Source organism: Beijerinckia sp. L45, from assembly GCF_009765775.1.
Classification (GTDB): Bacteria; Pseudomonadota; Alphaproteobacteria; order Rhizobiales; family Beijerinckiaceae; genus RH-AL1.
Genome location: NZ_LMUU01000251.1, coordinates 1239 through 16563 on the forward strand (window position 1 = coordinate 1239; position 15325 = coordinate 16563).

Annotated in this window: 19 protein-coding genes; 8 read left to right on the plus strand and 11 right to left on the minus strand. The window is 65.7% G+C overall.

Annotated elements, in window-relative coordinates:
- The 5 genes from GSQ79_RS25575 to GSQ79_RS25595 form a co-directional block, all read right to left on the minus strand.
- Positions 1–1470 (minus strand): carboxypeptidase M32 (locus GSQ79_RS25575; protein WP_158811572.1); only part of this gene is annotated, 1470 nt, incomplete at its 3' end.
- Between the two features lie 145 nt (positions 1471–1615).
- Positions 1616–2653: an extracellular solute-binding protein gene (locus tag GSQ79_RS25580; protein WP_158811573.1), complete on the minus strand. Its 1038-nt coding sequence runs from the start codon at positions 2651–2653 to the stop codon at positions 1616–1618.
- Between the two features lie 13 nt (positions 2654–2666).
- Positions 2667–3470 (minus strand): ABC transporter permease, encoded by an 804-nt coding sequence (locus tag GSQ79_RS25585; RefSeq protein WP_158811574.1) that lies wholly within the window; start codon positions 3468–3470, stop codon positions 2667–2669.
- Positions 3471–3477: 7 nt separating this feature from the next.
- Positions 3478–4365, minus strand: coding sequence for an ABC transporter permease (locus GSQ79_RS25590; RefSeq protein ID WP_158811575.1), 888 nt, complete (start codon positions 4363–4365; stop codon positions 3478–3480).
- Positions 4362–5360 (minus strand): ABC transporter ATP-binding protein, encoded by a 999-nt coding sequence (locus GSQ79_RS25595; protein ID WP_158811663.1) that lies wholly within the window; start codon positions 5358–5360, stop codon positions 4362–4364. Before GSQ79_RS25595 ends, GSQ79_RS25590 begins: the two co-directional genes overlap by 4 nt.
- A gap of 332 nt (positions 5361–5692) precedes the next feature.
- Between GSQ79_RS25595 and GSQ79_RS25600 the strand changes: the two genes are divergently transcribed.
- From GSQ79_RS25600 to GSQ79_RS25615, 4 genes are all read left to right on the plus strand, one after another.
- Complete coding sequence (locus tag GSQ79_RS25600) at positions 5693–5896, plus strand: cold-shock protein (RefSeq protein WP_158811576.1); 204 nt, start codon at positions 5693–5695, stop codon at positions 5894–5896.
- Between the two features lie 237 nt (positions 5897–6133).
- Positions 6134–6409 (plus strand): helix-turn-helix transcriptional regulator, encoded by a 276-nt coding sequence (locus GSQ79_RS25605; protein ID WP_246725587.1) that lies wholly within the window; start codon positions 6134–6136, stop codon positions 6407–6409.
- Positions 6410–6536: 127 nt separating this feature from the next.
- Complete coding sequence (locus GSQ79_RS25610; protein ID WP_158811577.1) at positions 6537–6896, plus strand: hypothetical protein; 360 nt, start codon at positions 6537–6539, stop codon at positions 6894–6896.
- A 140-nt stretch (positions 6897–7036) separates the two neighbouring features.
- Positions 7037–7312, plus strand: a complete 276-nt coding sequence (locus tag GSQ79_RS25615; protein ID WP_158811578.1) for a DUF2934 domain-containing protein — start codon at positions 7037–7039, stop codon at positions 7310–7312.
- Positions 7313–7321: 9 nt separating this feature from the next.
- On the opposite strand, the gene GSQ79_RS25620 is transcribed toward GSQ79_RS25615, so the two are convergent.
- Both GSQ79_RS25620 and GSQ79_RS25625 read right to left on the minus strand, forming a co-directional pair.
- Positions 7322–8206, minus strand: coding sequence for a lysophospholipid acyltransferase family protein (locus GSQ79_RS25620; protein ID WP_158811579.1), 885 nt, complete (start codon positions 8204–8206; stop codon positions 7322–7324).
- Entirely contained in the window at positions 8203–9561 is a 1359-nt protein-coding gene (locus GSQ79_RS25625) for a cytochrome P450 (RefSeq protein ID WP_210253218.1), read from the minus strand. The genes GSQ79_RS25620 and GSQ79_RS25625 overlap by 4 nt, the downstream gene beginning before the upstream one ends.
- A gap of 157 nt (positions 9562–9718) precedes the next feature.
- Between GSQ79_RS25625 and GSQ79_RS25630 the strand changes: the two genes are divergently transcribed.
- Both GSQ79_RS25630 and GSQ79_RS25635 read left to right on the plus strand, forming a co-directional pair.
- Positions 9719–9982 carry a type II toxin-antitoxin system ParD family antitoxin gene (locus GSQ79_RS25630; RefSeq protein WP_158811580.1) on the plus strand — a complete coding sequence of 88 codons (264 nt, stop codon included), beginning with the start codon at positions 9719–9721 and terminating at the stop codon, positions 9980–9982.
- Positions 9979–10278 (plus strand): type II toxin-antitoxin system RelE/ParE family toxin, encoded by a 300-nt coding sequence (locus GSQ79_RS25635; RefSeq protein WP_158811581.1) that lies wholly within the window; start codon positions 9979–9981, stop codon positions 10276–10278. Before GSQ79_RS25630 ends, GSQ79_RS25635 begins: the two co-directional genes overlap by 4 nt.
- A gap of 35 nt (positions 10279–10313) precedes the next feature.
- Here the strand turns inward: GSQ79_RS25635 and GSQ79_RS25640 are convergent, their stop codons facing one another.
- Positions 10314–10790: a DUF4864 domain-containing protein gene (locus GSQ79_RS25640; protein ID WP_158811582.1), complete on the minus strand. Its 477-nt coding sequence runs from the start codon at positions 10788–10790 to the stop codon at positions 10314–10316.
- 244 nt (positions 10791–11034) lie between these two features.
- Here GSQ79_RS25640 and GSQ79_RS25645 point away from each other — a divergent pair, with 244 nt between their 5' ends.
- Positions 11035–12204 (plus strand): NAD(P)/FAD-dependent oxidoreductase, encoded by a 1170-nt coding sequence (locus GSQ79_RS25645; protein ID WP_210253219.1) that lies wholly within the window; start codon positions 11035–11037, stop codon positions 12202–12204.
- 62 nt (positions 12205–12266) lie between these two features.
- A complete protein-coding gene (locus tag GSQ79_RS25650) occupies positions 12267–12626 on the plus strand; it encodes an MliC family protein (protein WP_158811583.1) in 360 nt (119 codons plus the stop codon).
- A gap of 4 nt (positions 12627–12630) precedes the next feature.
- Here the strand turns inward: GSQ79_RS25650 and GSQ79_RS25655 are convergent, their stop codons facing one another.
- Genes GSQ79_RS25655 through lgt form a run of 3 tightly spaced genes read right to left on the minus strand, consistent with a single transcriptional unit; the run spans position 12631 to position 15295 of the window.
- On the minus strand, positions 12631–13386 hold the full coding sequence (locus GSQ79_RS25655) for a polyphenol oxidase family protein (RefSeq protein ID WP_158811584.1): 756 nt from the start codon (positions 13384–13386) through the stop codon (positions 12631–12633).
- A complete protein-coding gene (locus GSQ79_RS25660) occupies positions 13383–14465 on the minus strand; it encodes a class I SAM-dependent methyltransferase (protein ID WP_158811585.1) in 1083 nt (360 codons plus the stop codon). Before GSQ79_RS25660 ends, GSQ79_RS25655 begins: the two co-directional genes overlap by 4 nt.
- Positions 14462–15295 (minus strand): prolipoprotein diacylglyceryl transferase, encoded by an 834-nt coding sequence (lgt, locus tag GSQ79_RS25665; protein WP_158811586.1) that lies wholly within the window; start codon positions 15293–15295, stop codon positions 14462–14464. The genes GSQ79_RS25660 and lgt overlap by 4 nt, the downstream gene beginning before the upstream one ends.
- Positions 15296–15325 lie beyond the last annotated feature (30 nt).

A 15325-nucleotide genomic window follows, 5' to 3' on the forward strand; every position in this document is an offset into this window, starting at 1 on the left:
GAGATGATCGAGATAGGCGTCGATACCGAGCGGGCGCCCCGTGGCCGCCGTCACGAGATCGTCGGTGTCGAGCAGGCTGCCCTTGCCATGCACCTCGGCGCGGAGCCAGGCCACCAGCGGACCGAAGTCACCCTGAGCCAATCGGGGCCGGATGTCCGGCACGGCGGTACAGGCCGCCTGAAAAAGCTGCGCCGCCGTGACGGCGCCCAGCGTGTAGGTCGGAAAATACCCCCAGCCGCCGCTTGGCCAGTGGATGTCCTGCAGACAGCCCTGGGCGTCGTCCGTGACGGTCAGGCCCAGCAGATCCTTCATGCCGGCGTTGAAGGCGGCGGGCAGATCCTCGACCTCCAGCGTCCCGTCGATCATTGCCCGTTCCAGGTCGTAGCGCAGCAGGATGTGCGCGGGATAGGTGATCTCGTCCGCATCGACGCGGATGAAGCCCGGGGTCACCCGCGTAAACAGGCGGTAGAGGTTTTCCGGATCGAACGCCGCGTCGGTTCGCGCAAAGGCCGCCTGCACCTGCGGCGCGAGGTAGCTCATGAACTCCCGGGTCCGGCAGGCCTGCATCTCGATCAGCAGCGACTGGCTTTCGTGCATCACCATGCCACGGGCGTCGCCGACCGGCTGCTGGCGCCACTGCTTCGGCCGGCCCTGCTCATAGAGGGCGTGCCCCGTCTCGTGCAGCACCCCCATCAGAGCGCGGGCAAAGTCGGTTTCGTTGTAGCGTGTCGTGATCCGGACATCGTCCGTGGCGCCGCCGCAGAACGGATGCAGGCTCACGTCGAGACGGCCGCGATCAAAGTCGAAGCCCAGCGACCGCATCATCGTTTCGCCGAGCTGACGCTGCGCGGCCACGGGAAAGGCGCCCGAGACGGGGGTCGGCGCGCCGGCCTGATCCTGAAGCGAGCGAGCCTCCTGGATCAGACCCGGGAGTTCGCCGCGGAGCCGGTCGAAGAGCGGATTGATCTTCGTCCGACGAAGGCCGGGATCATATTGGTCGAGCAAGGCATCGTAGGGGGTGATCCCGAGCGCGGCGCCCTTGCAGCGGCCGACCTCCCGCTGCAGCCGAAGCACTTCTTTCAGGTGGGGCAGCAACAGCGCGAAATCGCTGGTCGCCCGCGCCTCCCGCCACACCATCTCGGCCCGCGACGTCGCCGTGGAACTCGCCAGCACGAGGTCGAGCGGTACGGCGGAGGCATGGGCGTAGGCGCGGCGCATCTCACGCAGGTTGGCCGCCTGCCAGGGATCAAGCGCGTCCTGCCGCCCTTCGGCGTCGTCCAGCGTTTCGGCGGTGCCGGGCGCTACGAGCAGATCGTGGGCGATGCCGCGCAGCGTCGCCAACTGATCCGCGCGGCCCTCGGCGGCGCCATGCGGCATGAGCGTCTGGGAGTCCCAGCCTAAAATGCCGGCCGCGTCGTTGACGGCGCGGAGACGACCGAACTGGTGGCTTAACGAGGTGTAGGCTTGCATCAATCGAGTATCCATTCGAACGGGCGGCACCGGGGCCGGCCGTGTTCAGCAAAAGACAACCCGCCGTTTCTACAGCGATAGCGAGCGAACGTCGCCATTGTTTGCGCCGTGTGGAGGGGTGAGGCCGCGACTTCTTTGCGCAGCGTCAGCGCCGCAAGCGCGTCCAGACCCGATCCATCAGCTTGATCGCCGCTTCCGGGCACGTTGGCGTAAAGGCGATCTTGAGATCGGGCGGGACCTGCAGCTCCGGAGCCGCCTTCATGTCGGCGTCGAAGAACGCAGTGCTGCCGGTGATCGCGCTGGCGTAATGCGTGAAGTTGGCGGAGAGCCCGCTGTTTTCCGGCCTGAGCATGAACTGCATGAACAGTTTTGCATTCTCCACGTCCTTCGCCCCGGCGGGAATGGCGATGTTGTCCATCCAGCCGACCGCGCCTTCCTTCGGAAACACGAATTTGATGTCGGGATTATTGGCGCGCGCCCGCGCGGAGTCGCCGTTCCAGATCTGGTGGATCCAGGTTTCTCCGGAGGCCTCGCGGTCGATGATGCCATCGGAACTGTAGACTTTCACGCTCGGTGCCTGCTTTTCCAGAAGCGTGTAGACGGCTTTCATCGCGGCCGGATCGGTCTGGCATGGGGACAGGCCGAGATAGAGCTCGGCGAGCGACATGACCTCGCTGGCCGCCGCCAGCATGCCGATCTTGCCCTTAGCTTGCGGCGGCGGATCGAACAGCAGCGCCAGCGAATCCGCAGGCTCCTTGATGTATTTGGTGTTCACCGCATAGGCCGTGATGCCCCAATGATAGGGCACCGTATAGGCGTTGCCCTTGTCCCAGGCCGGATTTTGCCAGCGCGTCTCGATATTGCCGAAGCCCGGCATGGTCGCGGCATCGACCTTTTGGATCAGACGCTGGTCAATGAAAATCGGGACGAAGTCCGAGGTCACGACGACGATGTCATAGCCGGCTGAGTCGGACTTTAGTTTGGCCAACAACGTTTCATTGGAATCGTAGGTATCGACCGTCACCTTGATGCCGGTCTCTTTTTCGAACTTGGCGATGAGGTCCGGCGAGGTGTAATCGGTCCAGTTGTAGACAAAGAGATTGCCGCCGGCCTTTACGCTCGCGCCTGTCATGGCAAGCATGAACGCTGTGGCAGCTGTGACGGTGAGGATGCGCGAGATCATGATCGTGGGCCTTTCATCGCTTGGCAGTCCCGCGTGGTGAAACCGCATAGGCCATGACAACGGCGGCGATCGACACGAGGAGGAGCATCGTCGCGGCGGCATTGGCCTCCGGTGTCACGCCCAGACGCAGCATGCTGTAGAGATAGACCGGCAGGGTCGTGGCGCCCGCCGGCGCGACCATCAAGGTGATGAGGAAATCGTCCAGCGAGACAACGAAGGCGAGCGTGGCGCCCGCAACGATCGCCGGTACCAGCAGCGGCAGCGTGATCAGGCGAAACACCTGCCAGCGCCCGGCGTAGAGATCATGTGCGGCATCTTCGATATCCCGCGGCATCTCGCGCAGGCGCGCGCGGATCGGGAGCAGCGCGAAGGGGATGCAGAAGACGACATGCGCCAGGATGACGTTGCCGATGCCGCCGTGCAAGCCGATGGCCTCGAAGAAGACAAGGGTCGCGATGGCGGTGACGATTTCGGGTGCGATCAGCGGCATCGCGACCAGCGCTTCGCCGAACGCCCGCCCGGGCAGCGAGCGTCCGCGTTCGAAGGCGAGGGCGGCGGGAAGGGCGAGAAGGGTGGAGATCGGCGTCGCGACGGCGGCGACGATCAGGCTGTTGATGGCCGCGCGCTGCAGGTCCGTGTTGCCCAGCGCCTTGACGAACCATTGCGTGCTGAAGCCGTCCCAGATCAGCGCCACCTTGTTGCTGTTGAAGGCATAGACCATCAGCACGACGAGCGGCGCATAGAGGAACAGCAGCGCCGCGATGCTGGCGAGCCGAAGGAAGGGCATGCGGCGCCAGTCGAAGGGGTTCGCGCTCATGCGGAGCTCATGGCAGCACGCGGCCGGAGCGTTGTCGGGCGTGCCACATCAGGGCGCCCAGCACGAAAGTCATGAGGATCATCGACAGCGCGGCGCCGAAGGACCAGTCCCGCGCCGTGGAAAACTGCTGCTGGATGAGGCTGCCGATCATCAGCGTCTTGCCGCCGCCTAAAATGTCGGGCGCGAGGAAGGCGCCGAGCGCGGGCACGAAGACCATCAGCGTCCCGGCGGCGGCGCCCGGCTTCGCGAGCGGCCAGACGATGGTTTTCAGGATTGCCCAGCGGCCGGCGTAGAGGTCGTACGCCGCTTCGATCAGGCGCGGATCGAGCTTTTCCAGCGCGGCGTAGATCGGCAGCACCATGAACGGGAGGCTGGCGTAGACGAGCCCCAGCAGCACCGCGCCGTCGGAATAGAGGAAGGTGATCGGCGCCTGCGTCAGGCCGCTGCCCTGCAGCACCTGATTCACGAGGCCCTGGTCGCGCAGCAGCAGCACCCAGCAATAGGTGCGGATGAGGAGATTGGTCCAGAACGGGATGGTGACAAGCAGAACCAGCCCCTGCCGCAGACGCGGCGGCCGGGTCGCCATGTACCAGGCGAGCGGCAGTCCGATGACGAGGCAACAGGCCGTCGCCAGCACCGCCTGGATGAACGACCGCGCAAAAATGCGGAGATAGGTCGTGTCGAACACGAGGACGTCGTCGAGATCGCGATCGTACAGGAAGCGCACGTAGGAGGCCCCGGTGAAGGGCCGGGTAACGCCGCCGTAGGGCGTCGAGGTCAGAAACGATGCGGCCAGCGCGATCGCCATCGGCAGCAGCATGAGGACGACGATCGTCGCGAGCGCGGGTGTCGCGAGAAGCAGCGCGCGATCGCGTCGCGTCGGTTCGCCGCTCATGGGGTTTCCAGCCCGACGAGCGCTTCCGGCGGAAAGCGACAGAAGACCGCCTGGCCCGCCACAAGCCCGGCCGGCAGGTCGGCCCGCTCCACCTTGATCATCGGACCAGCGTCGAGCGCAATTCCACACGCCGTTCGCGCGCCGAGATAGGTGATCTCTGTGACCCGCCCCGCGATGGCGTCGGCGGTTGCTGCGGTCGCAACGACCACCCGCTCCGGTCGCATCGCGACATAGGACGCGGGGTGCCCGACCAGCGATCCCGGCAGGACATTGCTGCCCATGAAGGCCGCGACGAAGCGTGACGTCGGGCGTTCGAAGATCACACCCGGCGTGCCGACCTGCAAAATCTTGCCGCCGTCCATGACGGCGATGCGATCCGACATCGACAAAGCTTCTTCCTGGTCGTGGGTGACGAGCAGGAAGGTGATGCCGGTCTCCCGCTGCAGGCGCTTCAGCTCGACCTGCATGTCCCGCCGTAGCGCGCGGTCAAGCGCGGAGAGCGGCTCGTCGAGAAGCAGCAGCTTCGGCTGCGGGGCGAGCGCGCGGGCCAAGGCGACGCGTTGCTGCTGTCCGCCCGACAGCTGCCCGGGGTGCCGCGCCGCCAAGCCCTCCAGGCGGACAAGCTGCAGCATGGCCGTCACGCGCGCCGCGACCATGGCTCCGCGCAGGCCTTGCCGCTCGAGCCCGAAGGCGACGTTCTGTGCGACGCTCATGTGCGGAAACAAGGCATAGGACTGGAAGACGATGTTGACCGGCCGCTTGTTGGGCGGATCGCTTGCGACGTCCCGGCCTTCGAGACGGATCGCGCCTGTGCCCGGGTGGTCGAGGCCGGCGAGAAGGCGCAGCAGGGTCGTCTTGCCGCATCCGGACGGGCCGAGCAGGGTGAAGAACTCGTTCGTCCCGATGGAGACGGAGACGTCGTCGAGGGCGCGAACCGCCGTCGCTGCCATACCGAACGATTTGGTGACGCCCTGGACGTCGACGAGATCAGTCATCAGCCTGGGGCCAGCGCGGGTCGGCGCCACGGTGTCGCCATGAGCCGGCGCATCGTATCGCCCTTCGACGCCGTCACGGGAAGCCTGGGTCACATCCTCATCCATGCCTGCATCGTGCGTCCACCGTGATCGGGCCATGCGGCGAAAGCAGGGATCATGCCCTTGCGGAACGGACAGGCCCGGCGCAAGCGTCGCTTTTCGCCCCCCAAACGGGGTCGTTCGCCTCTTATCGCTCGGCGTTTCCCGACTTGCCGTTGCTTTGCCGCATTGATCAGGCCTATAGGTGATCAACTGGCTCCGCTTGGGCCAGTTGTTAATGATCGGACGATTCTATGGCTACGGGTACTGTGAAGTGGTTTAACGGCGAAAAGGGCTACGGTTTCATCCAGCCTGATCAGGGTGGCAAGGATGTGTTCGTTCACATCTCCGCTCTCGAGCAGGCCGGCATGCGTAACCTCGACGAAGGCCAGAAGGTCTCCTACGAGACCAAGGCTGACCGCGGTAAAGAATCCGCCGTGAACCTCAAGGCTGTCTAAGACCGAACGCCGCGCTTCAGCGCGGCGACCGGCTTGGATTTCTAGGAATGGCGTCGCCAAGCTCACGCTTGGGGCGCCATTTTCATTCGGCGCATGGTTTTTCGCGGAGCGCAAAAGTCGATAGACTTTTCCCGAGAGAACGCGCCCTTACTTTATTGATCTTAGGCAAGTTCTGAGGCGCTGGGCAGATCCGCTCGGCCGGAACGCGCTCGAGGCGTTCGACAGAAAGACAAGATGATGACGCCTGAACAATGCAGAATGGCCCGCGCCGGCCTCTCGATCAGCACCCGCGACCTCGCTGATACCGCCCGCGTCTCCGTCAGCACGATCACCCGCTTCGAATCCGGCCAGAGCATCCCGAGCATGACGGTCGGTCTGTTCCAGAAGGCGCTCGAGCGCCAGGGCGTCGACTTCGTGACCAATGGCGCCAACGTCGGGATCTGGCTGAACAAGGCTCCGGGCATCGCGCCAATCGTCCCCGTCGAAGGCCTGAACGCCACCAACGACGAATAGGCCTGCCACCATCGGCCGGTCGCTCGATCGTGCCGGCGCCCTTCTCGTTTTCCCGCGATGATCTTATCTGTCGGACAGCCTCGGTGCGATCGAGAGCTGGAACATTGATGGACCGATAGGGCGCGCGTTGAACGAGGTTATCGAATTCACCAGCCGGCTCGATTCGACCGAAGCTCTGCTCGAAGAGATCTACGGCGAAATCCGCACCTGCCGACAAGCCATGATCATGTCGCGCGCCGCGATCGGGCTCGGCCTCGCGACGGCGGCGATCGTCTTCACGATTGCGCCAGCCTATAGCACCGCACCGGTCGTTCTTTCGGCTTTTACCGCGATCATCGGCGGCCTCGTCTGGCTCGGCGCCAACAAGTCGACCAGCGAAGAGCTGGACGCAAAACGCACCGCGCTCGAGGCGGAAAAGGCGGATCTGTTCGATCGTATCGCGGCGCGCAACGGGTGGGCGGCAAGTGCAATCCATACGATCCACTGATCGCCCTCACTGCTTTGCTTTCTCGCCATTAACGCGGCAGCGATGACGCGAATGTGCCTCATATTAGGACAGGTGCTTTAAGCGTTTATTAACCAACGCAGCCCCAGGTTTGCTTGTCTTTCACGACAAAGGACCAAATCATGGATGGGGTTTTCGAAGAGCAAGTCCGGCAGCGCGCGTATGAAATCTGGGTCGATCTCGGGCGCGCCGATGGTCAGGCCCACGAGCATTGGGTTGCCGCCGAGCGAGATCTCGCCGCGCAGCCTGCCAAGGTCAAGAAAGCGCGGGCTGTTGTCGCTAAATCCAAGACCGCAGCGCCGAAGGTGATAAAGGCGACGCCTGCCAAGGTTGCGCCATCGAAAGCGACGAAATCCAAGAAGGTCGCGCGCGAAGCGTCGAGCGGCGCCGCCGCCTGATTTGCCAGTCTAGGCCGCGGCGGGACCGCGGTACATTAACGCCATATACCACTGGTCGAGCAGCCGAAGCGTCGGCGGCGTCACGATGGTATTGAGCATCGTCACGGCTGCGGCGACGGCGGCGTCATCCTCCGCCGCGCCGGCAAATTCCAGCGGCGCCAGCACGTGCGTCGTAAACCGAGCACCTCGATGCCGCTCGTTATAGAACGGCACGACGATCGCCCCCGCACGCAGCGCCAAGCGGGCCACTTTACCGAGATTGCCGTCCGATCGCTGCGGGCGGCCAAAGAACGGCGCGCCGATTGCGCCGTTGACGGCCTCGTCGGCGGCGGTGATCAGCACGCCGCCCGGCTTCTGCAACTGGCCGAGCGCCCGCCGCCATACCATCCGGCTCATCGGAAACAGATCGAACGGCGCCTGACGCCGCACCTTCAATGCGATCGCCGCACGCGCCGTCTGCTTCGGCGGATCGAAGATCAATGCCGCGCGGCCCGGCGCATGAAACGCCAGCTGCATGAAGGAGACCTCCCAGTTCCCCGTATGCAGAAATAGGGCGATGACCGGTCTGCCGCTGGCCAAGGCCGCGTCGAGGTGTTTTTCGCCGGAAAAGACGACGCGGCCACTGCGAATCAGACGATGGCTGATGGCGAATTCCGCGTAGGTGCGCCCGGTGCAGTCCCACAACCGATCCACGGCCGCCTCGAGCGTCGCAGCGTCGCGTGCCCAGTCCGGGCGCAGCGCCGCGAACAGGGCGGTCGCATTGGCATGCGCGGCGGGGTTCGAGCGGCGGCCCATCAGCGGCGCAAGCCGCGCCCCAAGGGCCGAGCACGCCGACGAGGGCATCGCCGTCATCGCATGGTGCAAGGCCCAGTCGATGCGGTCCGCCGGGGTCATCGCGCCTCGATCAGCATCGGCAGGACTTCGCCGGGCCGCAGACTGAGCCGGCAGCTCGGTTCGACGACCCAGCCCGGGCGCAGCGTCAGCCGCACCTTGCGCGCCAGGGTGGCAAGACAAAGCACCGCCTCAAGCAGCCCGAAGGCGGCGCCGGTGCAGACGCGCGGCCCGATGCTGAACGGAACATAGGCGTAGCGCGAGGGGATGCCGCTGCCACCCGGCAGAAACCGGTCCGGCGAGAAGACGTCGGGATCGGCCCAGAGCTTACGGTGGCGGTGCATCAGCCAGGCATTGAGCAGGACGAGGTCGCCCGCTTTCACCGCGGTGCCGCCGATCATGCCGTCGCCCGACGCGACGCGCCCCTGCAAAGGCACGGGCGGATAGAGGCGCAGCGTCTCCTCGATGACGGCACGGGTGAACGGCAGCTTTTCGTAGTCGGCATGGACGGCGGGGGCTTCGCCCAGCACCGCATCGACTTCGGCGTGCAGCCGCCGCTCCGTCTCGGGATCCTGCGAGAGGAGAAACCAGGCCCAGGCGAGGGTGTTGGCAGTGGTTTCGTGCCCGGCCATGAACAGCACGGCGGCCTCGTTGCGGAACGCCTGGCGATCCATCGTCGGTGCGTCGCCGGCATTCGCCGCTTCGGTCATGGACCGCATCAGCGAGGCTTCCGCTCCGCCTTTCTTGCCCAAAATATCGTCGATCAGGCCTTCCAGAACGCGGTGAATCTTGCGGGCGGCGAAGCGGATGCGAAAGCCCTGGAAGCGCGGCAGCAGGTCCGGAAGGCCGAGGAAGGACAGGATGTCGACCTGGCCGATCAGCGCCTGGTAGACGCCGAACGCCTTCACAAGGCGCTGCGTCGCGCGGCGCGCTAGCTGGCGCCCGAAGATCGAGGCGCAGATGATGCCGGCCGTCAGCTCCGCCATGTCGACCAGGACGTCGATCTCCTGGCCGGCTTTGGCCTGCCACTCCGCGCGGAGGTCGGACGCGCCCGCCGTGATCGCCGGTGTCAGCTCGGCAAGGCGGGAAATATGGGTGACCGGCGCCACGACGCGGCGCCGCGCGCGCCACGTTTCGCCGTCGCTGATGAACAGCCCGTCGCCGATCAGCGGCGCCAAGGCATGGCGCTGCTGCGAGGACTTCCGTTCGTAGGTCGTGCCGCCGTCGACGAAGACCTGACGCACGGCGTCCGGCGTGGTCACGACGTGAACCCGGCGTTTCAGGACCTTGTAGGAAAAAGATTCCAGCTCGAACGTCGCGTCGGGCCAGATCGCAATCAGGTTCTTCCGCGCCATCCGCAGCAGCTTGAAGGGCGAGGCGGGATTGAGCGGCCGTTCGGGATAGGGCGGCGTGTACACGTGCGGTCTGCCTTCTGCCGAGGGGGCCTCGGCGGGTGGCGACGCAATCGCATGTTTGGTGCCGTTGATCCAGTTTGATGGGCGGCCCTTGCTGTAATGCTTTGTTGGCGCTCGGCGACCTGATCGCTATTGTGATGGCCTATCGGAGGGACAGGATATGTCCGGCGACGCCGATCTCGGCCAGCATCTTGAGCACTTTGTCTCCGCCCTCGTACGGGATGGCCGTTACGAGTCCCGGAACGACGTATTGCGCGAAGGCATTCGTCTGATCGAACAGCGGGAAAATCGCTTGGCAAGCCTTAACGCCGCGCTTGCGCGCGGGAATGCCGATGCCGATGCCGGGCGCGTCAAGCCGGCACGCGAGGTCGCCGACCGTCTTACCGCCAAGTACCAACGAATGGCGAAGGATCGGGACGATTGATTGTCGTCTTTACCGACGAGGCCGATGCCGACCTCGAGCGGATCGGCGATTACATAGCGCTTGCCAACCCCCGCCGCGCCGTGACGTTCGTTCATGAACTAGTCGAGCGATGCTACGGTCTCTCTGAGATGCCGCGCGGCTTCCCCTTGGTGGCGGGATACGAAAACGCCGGTATCCGGCGGCGACCGTTTGGGGCCTATATTATTTTTTATCGAATTCGCAACGAACGTATCGACATTTTGCATGTCCTGAACGGCGCGCAGGATTATGAGGCCGTTCTATTTCCCAATGCATAAATCCTCGTGTTGCGAAGCGGCAGGACATGTTTGCCTCAAATATCCTGACCGTCCTGTTTCATCAGCCCGCAACCGCTGATCCGCCACTCGCCTGAGATCCGCTCGAAAATATAGACCGCTGTCCACACCGTGCCGTCGGCGGCGACGACCGTCATCTTCTGCAGAGGACCGTGCGGCGAGTCGCTGATATCCTCGAAATGAGTGCTGCGCGGCTTGAACAGCGGCGCGTAATTCTCCTTCACCATGGCAAAGAAGGTTGCGGGATCGGGGTACTTGTCGCGAAACTGCGGGGTGGCGAAACTTTCCGCCGCCGGCGCGTCCGCGCGGTTGAACGCGTCGAGCTGCTTGGTGATGAGGGTTTGGAGCTCACGCGTCGTTGCGGCGTCATAAGGACTGCCGGCAGGATCGGGCGTAACCGCCGCCGCGCAGACAGGGACGCCTGCCACGGCAAGCCCCGCGACAACGGCGAGCGCCAGAATAAGCGAAGGAATAGCGGAGCGAACGACGTGCATTGGCGTGCCTCGCGATGATCAAACCGAAAGACTAAGCCGATCCGCTCCGATTTGTAGCGAAAAAGCAGGTCGGGTTCGCGGCAGATTGCCCCGGCCCTGCTCGGGCAAGGCGCGGCGTAATATGCTTGACCCGGACGGCTCCTGATCGGCGTGCAACAGGGGTCGGTCTATGCCGGTGGCGGGGCTTGCCGACGCCGGCATCTCGGCAGAGATTGGCGCAAAGCCATGACGCTAGAGATACTGAATGATGGAGCTCCCCGCAAAAGTCGATGTGCTGATCGTTGGCGCGGGACCCGTCGGACTGACGCTGGCCGCTGCGCTCAAGCGGCGGGGCCGCAGCGTTCTGCTCATCGATCAGCAGGCCGAGGGCGCCCATACCTCGCGCGCCGCTGTCGTGCATGCCGGCACGCTCGAAGCCCTGGATGAGCTCGGCGCCACCGCGGCGCTGCTGGCATCGGGCGTCCGCGCCCGACAGTTTTCGGCCCGCGATCACAAGGCGGTGCTGCTGACGATCGATTTCGACGCAATTCCGAGTCGCTACCCCTTCGCCTTATTGTGCCCACAGGATCGGACCGAGGCGATCCTGCTTGACCGACTGCAGGCCTTCGGCGGCGACGTGGTTCGCCCCTGCACCCTCAGCGACCTCGCGGCCGATGACGACGGAGTGACGGCGACGCTGGAACGCGGCGGCCGGACGCATAGTGTGGAAGCGGGCTGGGTGGTCGGCTGTGACGGCGTCCGCAGCACCGTCCGCGACAAGGCGCATATCGCGATCGAGGGCGGCCCCTACCCCGAAAATTTTGTTCTCGCCGATGTCGCCGTCACCGGGGCCTTCGATCCGCACGAGGTCGTGCTGTATCTCGCGGCCGATGGCATGCTTCTTTTCGCGCCTTTGCCGTGCGATCGTGTTCGCATCGTCGCCACCGTCGCCGAAGCGCCGGAACATCCCTCGCTTGCAACGGTGCAGCGCCTGCTCGACGAGCGCACCGCGCTGGCGGTCACGATCGCGGAAACATTTTGGACCGGCCGCTTCCATATCCATCATCGGGTCGCCGCCACGATGCTCCAAGGGCGGGTCGTGCTCTGCGGCGATGCCGCCCATGAGCACAGTCCTGCCGGCGGGCAGGGCATGAACACCGGCATCCAGGATGCCGTCGCCTTGGCCGGGCCTTTGGACGAGGCGCTCGCGGGGGGCGATCTCGCGGCGCTGCAGGCCTGGGCGGAGCAGCGCCGTCGCAACGCCAAGCGCGTGGTGGCGATGACCGACCGCATGACCCGCGCGGCGACGGTCACCTCGACACCCGCCCGCGTGCTTCGCAATGCCGCGATGCGCCTGATCGGCCATCTACCCCCGGCGCGTCATGCCATCGCGGCGCGGCTCGCGGAGGTGGATCGGCACACCCGAGAGCCCTAGATAGAGGCTGCCGAACCGAGTCGGCGCGAACGGGGACTGTCATGAGATTAGCGTTTTTCGGGGTGGCCCTGATTTCCAGCACGGGCTTTGCCGCGGCAGCCGACCTCAACATTCCCCTGGGCAAAGAGGCGAGCGTCGAGCGCCTGACGGCGGAGTTCCGTTGTGACGCCGAGGGCGTCAAGCTCGGCCTGCCCGCCGGTCCGTTCATCGTCGAATATATCAACGGCGGCGGCAATTCGCTGGCCGTGCTGCCGATTCACGAAAAGCCGATGATCTTCGCCAACGTGGTTGCGGCGGATGGCGCGCGCTACGCCGCGGGGCGTTATATCTGGTGGGACGCGCCGGGCCGCAGCATCACGTTGAGCGCCGACACGGCGGACGGCCATAAGCAGAGCGACTGCCAGGGCGCCGAGAAAAAGTAGATTTTTATTCCAGGACGATCGCCGAGATCAGCCGGCCGTAATCCGGCTCGTTGCGATGCGTCGTGCGGCGATAGGAGAAGAACCGCGCCTCGTCCGCATAGGTGTCGAGCGCGAGGTTCTCGAACCGCCCGACGCCCGCAGTCAGCAGGCGATGCCCGATAAAGCCGGGCAGATCGAACATCGCATGATGTTCGCGCGCCGAGCCTTTGAAGAAACCGGCGTAAGAGGCGTCCGCGGCGACGAACCGGGCCACAAATTCCGGGCCGGTTTCGTAGCTCTGCGGCCCGATCGTCGGGCCAAGCACGGCGGTGATGTCCGCACGCTTCGCGCCAAGCCCTTCCATCGTCTCGAGCGTCGCCTCGAGCACGCCGCCGAAGGCGCCCTGCCAGCCGGCATGGGCCGCGCCGATCACACCTGCCGCGCGGTCGGCGAAGAGAATCATCCCGCAGTCGGCGCCGGTCACGCCGAGCGCGGCGCCACGGAGCGCCGTGGCCTGGGCATCGCAACGCGGGCGCTCGCGCCAGGGTTCGGTGACGGCGAGGCAAAGCGGCGAATGGATCTGGTACGGCACCAGCAGCGTGTCGACGCCGAGATGCACCGCCATGCGGCGGCGGTTTTCCGCCACGGCCTCGGGCGCATCCTTGGAGCCGACACCCCCGTTCAGCGAGGCATACACGCCCTCGGACACCCCGCCCTCGCGGGTAAAAAAGGCGTGGCGGAGGCCGGCCAGGGCGGGTGCTTCGATCGCGGGCAGGCTCATGCGGGATCCTCGAAACCGGGTGGCGGCATCATATCACGATGGGTGACGGCCAAGACCTTGAACAGGGTCGCCATGCTCGACGTCGGCCCCGTCAGCCGCGCCAGCGCGGCATCGATCACCACGGCCTGGTCTGGGCCGGCCTTAACCTTGAGAGCCCGCGCCCGGGCCCCGATGCCGAGTCGTTCGAGCCACGCGCCTTGCGCGAGCGGCCCTGTGACACGGGTCCCGGCGGTCTCTGCGGTCCGGCGCAGCATGGCGAAATCGACATGCGTCGTCAGGTCGGCTTCACCGGGCGCGGCAAGCGGATCGACGAAGGCGTGGTTTTGGATCGCCTGCAGCGTCTCGCCGAGCGACGTTTCGGCATGGCCATAGTCGCAGACCAGCAAGGCGCCGCCGTGCGTCGCGATGCGGCCGGCCAGGGCGGTCATGACGCGTCGGGCGGCATGGCCGATTTCGAGCACCGCGCCGGGGCCCGCCGCCAAGAAGGCGTCGATCGCCATCGGCTCGGCGGCGGCGCCGAAGGCCAGCGCCCCGTCGGGGCCGAGATCGACCTGCCGCTCGTGCCAGCCCGTGGCGCCGCGTACATAGTGGCGCACGGGGAGCGCGTCGAAAAACTCGTTGGCGAGGAGGATCGCCGGACCGTCGGGCACGGTGTCCATCGCCGTGTGCCAGGTCGCGCTCATGCCGACCGCCGCAAGGGCGTTTTCCTGCGCATCTTTGAGGATCGGGCTCGTTTCCACCAGATGAACGTCGATGCCGGCCAAAAACCCGGGGACGACGCGGGTGGCGCGCAGCGCGTCGGCCATCATCGTGCCGCGGCCCGGGCCCAGTTCGACGAGGTGCAGGCCGTGCGGGGCGCCCATGTCGAGCCAGACCTGCGCCGCCCAAAGTCCCACAAGCTCGCCGAACATCTGGCTGACGTCCGGCGCGGTGACGAAATCGCCCGCGCGCCCGAACGGCATCTTGCTGGTGTAGTAGCCATGCACCGGGTGCTGCAGGGCGAGCAGCATGAAGCGTTCGACCGAGATCGGGCCTTCCGTGGCGATGATCTGGCGCAGCGCGTCGCCGAGAACGCTCATGCCGGGATGGGCGCATCCGCCGGCGCCCGACGCATCGCGCGAGCCAGAAGCCCAAGGCCGAGAAGAATCAGCGGCACCGACAGCAGCATGCCCATGGTGGCGTGGGCGAAGAGGAAGCCGAGTTGCGCATCGGGTTCGCGGAAGAACTCGCAGATGATCCGGGCGATGCCGTAGCCGATGCAGAACAGCGCCGTGACGAGGCCATCGCGCTTGAGGCCGCCGGCGAAGATCACGATCCACAGAATGACGAACAGCGCCACGCCTTCAAGTCCGGCCTCATAGAGCTGGCTTGGATGCCGCGGCTCCCCGTCCGATCCGGGAAAGACCATCGCCCAGGGCACGTCGGTGATCCGGCCCCAGAGTTCCGGCTTGATGAAGTTGGCGAGCCGCCCGAGGCAGAGGCCGATCGGGACGACGGGCGACACCGTGTCGGCGACGCTCGACAAGGTGACGTTATGGCGCCGGGCGAAGATCGCCATCGCGATGGCGGCGCCGATCAGCCCGCCATGAAACGCCATGCCGCCCTTCCAGACGATCAGCGTTTCGAGCGGATGCGCGAGATAATAAGGCAGGTTGTAGAAGAGGATATAGCCGAGCCGGCCGCCCAGAATGATGCCGGCGGCGATGTAGACGACGAGGTCGTCGATCGCGAGCACCGGCGCATGCGCCCGGCGGCCCCAGAGTGCGTCGCGGGCGACGAGAAAACGCGCCGCGGCCCAGCCGCCGATCAGGCCGCCGATATAGGCGAGCGCATACCAGCGGATCGGCAGGGGACCGATGTTCACCAGGACGGGATCGATGGCGGGATAGGCGATGAGAAGCGGCGGCACGGGGTCTCGCTGTCGTTACGCGGTGCCGTG

What these genes read in the sequence shown, in the direction of transcription:
- GSQ79_RS25660 (WP_158811585.1), bottom strand. Translation starts at nt 14,465, where the DNA reads ATGAGCGTTCTCGGCGACGCGCTGCGCCAGATCATCGCCACGGAAGGC.
- GSQ79_RS25630 (WP_158811580.1), top strand. Translation starts at nt 9,719, where the DNA reads ATGTCCGGCGACGCCGATCTCGGCCAGCATCTTGAGCACTTTGTCTCC.
- GSQ79_RS25600 (WP_158811576.1), top strand. Translation starts at nt 5,693, where the DNA reads ATGGCTACGGGTACTGTGAAGTGGTTTAACGGCGAAAAGGGCTACGGT.
- GSQ79_RS25585 (WP_158811574.1), bottom strand. Translation starts at nt 3,470, where the DNA reads ATGAGCGCGAACCCCTTCGACTGGCGCCGCATGCCCTTCCTTCGGCTC.
- GSQ79_RS25615 (WP_158811578.1), top strand. Translation starts at nt 7,037, where the DNA reads ATGGATGGGGTTTTCGAAGAGCAAGTCCGGCAGCGCGCGTATGAAATC.
- GSQ79_RS25595 (WP_158811663.1), bottom strand. Translation starts at nt 5,360, where the DNA reads ATGACTGATCTCGTCGACGTCCAGGGCGTCACCAAATCGTTCGGTATG.
- GSQ79_RS25605 (WP_246725587.1), top strand. Translation starts at nt 6,134, where the DNA reads ATGACGCCTGAACAATGCAGAATGGCCCGCGCCGGCCTCTCGATCAGC.
- GSQ79_RS25620 (WP_158811579.1), bottom strand. Translation starts at nt 8,206, where the DNA reads ATGACCCCGGCGGACCGCATCGACTGGGCCTTGCACCATGCGATGACG.
- GSQ79_RS25640 (WP_158811582.1), bottom strand. Translation starts at nt 10,790, where the DNA reads ATGCACGTCGTTCGCTCCGCTATTCCTTCGCTTATTCTGGCGCTCGCC.
- GSQ79_RS25590 (WP_158811575.1), bottom strand. Translation starts at nt 4,365, where the DNA reads ATGAGCGGCGAACCGACGCGACGCGATCGCGCGCTGCTTCTCGCGACA.
- GSQ79_RS25580 (WP_158811573.1), bottom strand. Translation starts at nt 2,653, where the DNA reads ATGATCTCGCGCATCCTCACCGTCACAGCTGCCACAGCGTTCATGCTT.
- GSQ79_RS25645 (WP_210253219.1), top strand. Translation starts at nt 11,035, where the DNA reads ATGATGGAGCTCCCCGCAAAAGTCGATGTGCTGATCGTTGGCGCGGGA.
- GSQ79_RS25655 (WP_158811584.1), bottom strand. Translation starts at nt 13,386, where the DNA reads ATGAGCCTGCCCGCGATCGAAGCACCCGCCCTGGCCGGCCTCCGCCAC.